The organism is Spirillospora sp. NPDC046719 (assembly GCF_040645715.1).
Lineage (GTDB): Bacteria > Actinomycetota > Actinomycetes > Streptosporangiales > Streptosporangiaceae > Spirillospora.
This window is the reverse complement of sequence record NZ_JBEYYT010000504.1, coordinates 1-6122: the sequence shown is the minus strand read 5'-3', so window position 1 is coordinate 6122 and position 6122 is coordinate 1. Positions and strand designations below refer to the sequence as shown.

The following is a 6122-nucleotide window of genomic DNA, read 5'->3' as shown; positions in this document are numbered from 1 at the left end:
CAGCCGGACGGCCATCTCGCGCACCTCGCGCCGGCCGCGCGCGGCCAGGAAGGCGAGTTCGCCCAGCTTGCGGCGCACGGCCTCCAGGTCGCGGCCGGCGCCCTGGGCGCGGTGCCGCTCCACCCGCCGGGTCGCCGCGTCCGCCGCCCACGCGGCGGCGAGCAGGACGGTCACGGTCCCGAGCGCGGCGACGACGAGGACGGTGCGCGCCGACCGCGGCGGCGCGCCGCCGTCGTACAGCGCGGCCACGGCGACGGTCCCGAGGAGCCCGACGGCGGCCGCGGGAAGCACGGAGATGGACAGATGGACGACGCGCATGCCGGTCTGGCGGTGCCTGCCGTAGGCCGGGGTCCTGTCGTAGCGCTGGACGTCCCGGCGATCGGCCCCGGCGGCGGGTTCGAAGAAGTCAGGCATCGGCGTCCTCGGTACATCGGACTTTGAAGATCAAATAAACTGAGCGGTACGATTTCGTCCGCCCACGGCCGCATCCAGGCTGACACAACGCCTCTCCGAGGACGCGCGGAATGCCGAGATTCCAGCGATCCGGTTGCGCTTTGCTGTAATTAGTCCGTAATGTCTCGCTCACCCTTGACCGCGGATTGTCGCCCTGCAAAACAACATCTCAGCGCATATAGCGATCCGAAACGGTAGGGAACGGAGCGCTATTGGAATGGTCCAATAGCGCTGGCGGGACCGCGTTTCAGCGGGCGGGCGGCGAGTCCCGGCGCACGCGCGTCCAGGGCCAGGTGATCAGCGCCCAGCCGGTCAGGAGGATCACGACCTCGGCCAGCACGTACCAGGGCCAGGGGCCGAGCAGGTCCAGCGCCGAGCCGGTGGTGGGCTTGGCGTTGAGGTAACCGTAGTTCGTCCCGGCGATCTCGTTGAAGACGAACGCGCCGGCGGCCCACACCACCGTGACCGCGACCGCGAACCGGTAGGAGCGCCAGTCCGGCCGCATCCCCAGCCCCCAGGTCAGGTACACCGCCGCCCACACGATCATCAGGTGCATGCCCCAGAAGGCCAGATAGTCGATGTCGGGGTAGTCGCCGCCGTTGAGCGCCGGCGTGAGCAGGCCCTGCACCGACAGGGTGAGCCCCCAGTAGTAGGTCAGCGCGTACCAGCGGCGGCCGAGCGTCCACAGCGCGCCGGCCGCGGTCAGCCAGGCCACGTCGCACAGCTGCAGGGGCAGCGACCCGCCGATCCGCCACTCCGCGGGCAGCAGGGTGTGCACCTGCGTGCCGACCATCACGAACAGGATCGCCAGCGCGTAGGCCCGCCCGAACCCCTTCGCCTGCTCGCCGGGCGCCTCGCCCGGCTCCGGCGCCCGCTGCCCGCGGCCGAGCACCACGAGCACGGCGCAGCCGATCGCGAACACCCCGAGCACCGCCCAGTGGGACGGCCCGTACGCGACGAAGCGACCGGCTGCGATCAGCGGCATTCGGTGATGCTAGCCGCTCGGACGCCGCCGCCGGCCGAGCCGCTTCGGCGAGAGTGTCGGCGGGGGCCGTTAGGTTCCGGGGCCATGATCGAGACGGTGGACATTCCGGTCGAGTGGCGCGAGCACCTCCATCCCCGGCACGGCGGCGTCGCCGGGCCGGACGTCGTCCTGGACGAGAAGGCCGCACGGCGGGCGCGCGAATGGGACCGCGCGGCGCGCCCGATCGCCGCGGAGATGGCGGCGCACGAGCGCACCGGCCCCGCCCTCCGGGAGGCCGTGCGGGCCTGGCTGGACGGCGTGGCCGACCCGGTGGGCGCGGCGGTCCTGGCCGCCGTCGCGGTGAAGTACCTCGACGACGTCGACGGCGCCGCCTTCGTGGACGCCTGGGTCCTGGACCATGGCCCGGCGTTCGCGGCCTGCGCGCTCACCGAGGCGTCCTCCATCGCCCTCGGCCCGCTGCCGAGACCGGCGACGCCGGGGCCGGACGGCGTCATCCGCGTCGTCGTCTACAGCTACACGGTGCCGCCGAAGGGATGGCGCGGCGAGCTGCGGCGCGCGGCGTCCCGGGACCATTCCCTCGACCATCGGTGGATCGCCGAGGACGCCGCGGTGAAGCGGCTCCGCGCGCTGCTGGCGGCGGCTCCCGAGGACGAGTACCGCGACGCCGTCGCCCGGCTGGCGGCGCACCGCGGCGACCCGGCGAGGCGCCGCACGGCCTCCTACCTGGCCCCGACCGAGTCGGCCTGGATGGACGAGGCCCTCGACGACCGGTCCCAGACGGTTCTCGGCCACGACCACCTGCTGTGCTCGGCGTCCACTCCCGACCACGTCGGCCGGATCGGCTGGACGCCGGTGTCGCCGGGCGTGCTCGCGACGCTGCTCGACGGGCTGGGCGCGGACGCCCTGCCGCTGCTCGAACGCGCCCTCGCCCACGACTACCGCCACATCGACGACGCGCGCCCCATCGTGCTGAAGGCGCTGCTGGGGATCGCGGACGAGAGGCTCTTCCCGATCCTGCTCGGCCATATGGGGATCAAAGGCGTGCCGGCCGCGCTCGAGGAGGCGGCCGACCGGTATCCGGTGGAGGCGGTCCGGGCGCTGGCGCCGTTGGTCCACGAGGGGTCGGTCCGGGGGCTGCAAGCGGCCGGGCTTCTGCGGGGCCTCCTGCACGCGCGGCCCGACCTGGCGAAGGCGCTGCCGCAGGGGACGGCGGAGGACCTGCTGCCGCGCCCGGCCGTCCCCGACTGCGACGACCTGCCCGCCGTGCTGGCCGGCAGGCCCGCACGCGGCACGAAGACCGACTGGGCCGACCCGGCCTCGCTCCCGCGGATCCTCACCCGCGACCGCGACCGGGCGCTTCCCGCCGACGCGACGAAGCGCCTGCTCGGGCTGCTCGCCAGGAAGGCGCCCGAGGCCGCGGACGTCCGGGACTTCTGCGACCGGCATTCGCTGGCGGAGTTCTCCTGGGCGGTCTTCCAGCGCTGGTACGCGCTCGGCGCGCCGACGAAGCACAACTGGGCGCTCGCCCAGCTCGGCCTGATCGGGGACGACACGACGGTGCGGCGGCTCACTCCGCTGATCAAGCAGTGGCCGGGCGAGGGCGGGTCCGCCCGCGCCGTCGCGGCGCTGGACGTGCTGGCCGGGATCGGCTCCGACGTCGCCCTCGCCCACCTGTTCGAGCTGACCCGCCACGGCAGGTACAAGGGGTTCAAGGCGAAGGCGGCGCAGAAGATCGACGAGATCGCCGCCGCGCGCGGCATCACGCCGGACGACCTCGCCGACCGCGCCGTCCCCGACTTCGGCCTGGACGAGAAGGGCACGCTCGTCCTGGACTACGGCCCGCGCCGGTTCACGGTGACCTTCGACCAGCAGCTCGTCCCGCTGGTCGTGGAGGCGAGCGGGAAGGTGCGCAAGAGCGCGCCCAAGCCCGGCCCGAAGGACGATCCGGCGCTCGCCCCGGCCGCGCACGCGCTGTTCACCGGCCTGCGCAAGGACCTGCGGACGATCGCCGACCGGGAGATCAAGCGCCTGGAGAAGGCCATGATCGCCCGGCGGAGCCGGACGCCGGACGACTTCCGCCGCCTGTTCGTCGAGCATCCGCTGCTGGGGCACATCGTCCGCCGGCTGGTGTGGATCACCGATGACGGCACCGCGTTCCGCGTCGCCGAGGACCGCACCTACGCCGACATCAACGACGACGCCTTCGCACCGGCGCCGGACGCCCGGATCGCCATCGCCCACCCCCTGCTGTTGGGCGATGACCTCGACGCGTGGGCGGAGCTGTTCGCCGACTATGAGATCCTGCAGCCGTTCGAGCAGCTGGGACGCCCCGTCTACCGGCTGACGGACGACGAGCGGAGCGCGCGCAGGCTCGCCCGCGTGGAGGGTCTCGTCCTGCCGTACGGCAAGGCGAAGGGCCATTCGCAGGGGCGCTGGGAGTCCGTGGACGCCGACGGCGCCTTCGCCGGGGGGTGGCTCGCGCGGCGCGACCCGGCGGGCCTGTACGTCGTGGCAAGCCTGAGCCCCGGCCTCGGCTACTACATGTACGGCGAGGGCGATGACCAGGAGATCACCTGCCTGTGGGCGGGCCCTGCCCCGGCGCGCGCGCCGCAGGACTCCGTGCCGCTCGGCGACGTGGATCCGGTGACGATGAGCGAGGCCGTCCACGACCTCGTGCGCAGCGCGTCCTGACCGTCGCCGCCCTCTTGGCCGGAACCCGGCACGCGGGTGACGTGAACCACTCAGATGAGACAATGATGTCTCATTCGAGGTAGCATCGTCTCATGACGTTCGATCGCGAGCGGGTCCTCGCCGACGCGGCGGAGCTGCTGTCCCGGAAGGCGACCGCCACCCAGGACGAGATCGCGCAGGCCGCCGGGATCAGCCGCGCCACCCTGCACCGCCACTTCGCGGGGCGGGACGGCCTCGTCCGCGCGCTCGAGGAGCTGGGCCTGCGCCGCCTGGAGGCGGTGATGGACGAGGCCCGCCCCGACGAGGGCACCGCCACCGACGCGCTGGTGCGGCTGGTCGAGGCCAGCCGCCCGGTCGCGGCCTTCCTCGCCTTCCTCGCGACCGAGAACCAGCTGTTCGAGGGCGAGGGGATCAACGCGGGCTGGGAACGGCTCGACGCGCGCATCGCCGCGCTGTTCCGGCGCGGCCAGGAGTCCGGCGAGTTCCGCATCGACCTGTCCCCCGCCTGGCTCACCGAGGCCCTGTACGGGCTCATCGCGTCCGCCGCCTGGACGATCCAGGCCGGCCGGACCGCGCCCCGCGACTACACCGCGATGATCACGGGGCTGCTGCTGGGCGGAGTCGAGCGCCGCCGGAAGAATTCGTAAGGACAGTGCCACCATGACCACCGCGCCGCCGCACGCGCCCGTGCGGCACGACCGCGACCCCGGCCGCTGGGTCTCGCTCGGCGTCCTCGTCCTCGCCGTGCTGCTGGTCGCCGTCGACGCGACCGTGCTGGGGCTCGCCACCCCGTTCATCAGCGCGGACCTCCGGCCGTCCGGCGCCCAGCTGCTGTGGATCGGCGACGTCTACTCGTTCGTCATCGCCGGCCTGCTGGTCTCGATGGGCGGCCTCGGCGACCGCATCGGCCGCAAGCGGCTGCTGCTCGCGGGCGCCGCCGCGTTCGGCGCCGTCTCGGTGCTCAACGCCTACGCCACCGGCCCCGAGCTGCTCATCGCGGCCCGCGCCCTGATGGGCGTCGCGGGCGCGACCCTGATGCCGTCGACGCTGGCGCTGATCCGGAACATCTTCACCGACCCCCGGGAACGTTCCATGGCGATCGGCGTCTGGGCCTCCAGCGTCTCGGCGGGCGCCGCCGTCGGCCCGCTGGTCGGCGGCCTGCTGCTGGAGCACTTCTGGTGGGGCTCGGTCTTCCTGATCAACCTGCCGGTGATGGCCGTGCTGGTCGTGGCCGGCGCGCGGCTGCTGCCGGAGTCGAAGGACCCGTCGCCGGGGCCGTGGGACCTGCCGAGCGCCGCCCTGTCCCTCGTCGGCATGATCGGGACGGTCTACGCGATCAAGGAGGCCGCGGCGCACGGCTGGTCCGCGCAGGTCGGCGCGGCCGCAGTCGCGGGCGCCGCCGCCCTCGCCTGGTTCGTCCGCCGGCAGCGGACCCTCGCCTCGCCGCTGATCGACGTCCGGCTGTTCCGCGACCGCGGCTTCAGCACGGCCGTCGCCGCCGACCTGCTCGCCGTGCTCGGGCTGGCGGGGCTGGTGTTCTTCCTGTCGCAGTTCTTCCAGCTCGTCCAGGGCCGCTCGCCGCTCGAAGCAGGGCTGGCGGAGCTGCCCGCCACCATCGGCTCCATCGTCACCGGGCTGCTCGCGGCGCTGGCCGTGCGGCGGACGTCGGTCCGCACCGTGGTCGCGGGCGGGCTCGCGGCCATGGGCCTGGCCCTGGCGCTGCTCGCCGGCCTGCACGCCGGCACCGGCTACGCGCTGCTGTTCGCGGCGCTGCTGCTCGCCGGGGCCGGCGCCGGGTTCGCCTTCGCGACGACGTCCGACATGATCGTCTCCCTGGTGCCGAAGGAGCAGGCCGGGGCCGCGTCCGCGGTCTCCGAGACGGCCTACGAGCTCGGCGCCGCGCTGGGCATCGCGCTGCTCGGTTCGATCACCACCGGCGTCTACCGGGGCTTCGCGACCCCGGACGGCGTCCCCGCTGGCGCCGCCGCGGCGG

Annotated in this window: 4 protein-coding genes and 1 pseudogene; 3 read left to right on the top strand and 2 right to left on the bottom strand. The window is 73.8% G+C overall.

Annotated features, from left to right (window positions below; genetic code table 11):
* Window positions 1–414 (bottom strand): annotated as a pseudogene (locus tag ABZ914_RS44355) (hypothetical protein); the annotation flags it as partial.
* Between the two features lie 286 nt (window positions 415–700).
* Window positions 701–1438 carry a YwaF family protein gene (locus tag ABZ914_RS44350; protein ID WP_500200733.1) on the bottom strand — a complete coding sequence of 246 codons (738 nt, stop codon included), beginning with the start codon at window positions 1436–1438 and terminating at the stop codon, window positions 701–703.
* 84 nt (window positions 1439–1522) lie between these two features.
* On the opposite strand from ABZ914_RS44350, the gene ABZ914_RS44345 reads away from it, so the two are divergent.
* The 3 genes from ABZ914_RS44345 to ABZ914_RS44335 form a co-directional block, all read left to right on the top strand.
* Entirely contained in the window at window positions 1523–4129 is a 2607-nt protein-coding gene (locus tag ABZ914_RS44345) for a DUF4132 domain-containing protein (protein WP_500200732.1), read from the top strand.
* A 92-nt stretch (window positions 4130–4221) separates the two neighbouring features.
* Entirely contained in the window at window positions 4222–4776 is a 555-nt protein-coding gene (locus ABZ914_RS44340; protein ID WP_500200731.1) for a TetR/AcrR family transcriptional regulator, read from the top strand.
* A 13-nt stretch (window positions 4777–4789) separates the two neighbouring features.
* Window positions 4790–6122 (top strand): MFS transporter (locus ABZ914_RS44335; RefSeq protein ID WP_500200730.1); only part of this gene is annotated, 1333 nt, incomplete at its 3' end.